This window comes from Burkholderia ubonensis (genome assembly GCF_902833085.1).
GTDB lineage: Bacteria > Pseudomonadota > Gammaproteobacteria > Burkholderiales > Burkholderiaceae > Burkholderia > Burkholderia ubonensis.
Genome location: NZ_CADFEB010000029.1, coordinates 1 through 457, shown reverse-complemented (window position 1 = coordinate 457; position 457 = coordinate 1). Strand labels below are relative to the sequence as shown.

General features: G+C 70.9%; 1 pseudogene. It reads left to right on the top strand.

The features are described 5' to 3' along the window. Positions 1–457 (top strand): annotated as a pseudogene (locus tag HWX31_RS34675) (hypothetical protein); the annotation flags it as partial.

Genomic DNA, 457 nt, shown 5'->3' with positions numbered 1-457 from the left:
CGACCACGACCAACAACCTCGGCAGCAGCACCGCTGCGGCGCTCGGCGGCGGCGCGGCGTACAACCCTGCGACGGGCGCGATCTCCGCGCCGTCGTACACGACGTACAACGCGAACGGCACGACGACGACGAACAACAGCGTCGGCTCGGCGATCGACAACATCAACGCGAACGGCATCAAGTACGTCCACGCGAATTCGACGGGCGCGGACAGCGTCGCGACGGGCGCCGACGCCGTTGCGATCGGCAAGGGCGCGACCGCCTCGACCAACGACTCGGTCGCGCTCGGCGCGAACTCGGCAACGGCCGTGGCCAATCCGACCGGCAGTGCGGCGGTCGGCTCGACCACGTTCGGCGCATTCGCCGGCAGCGCGCCCGTGGGGGTCGTGAGCGTCGGCACGCCGGGTGCGGAACGCCAGATCACCAACGTCGCAGCCGGTCAGGTCACGGCTGCCAG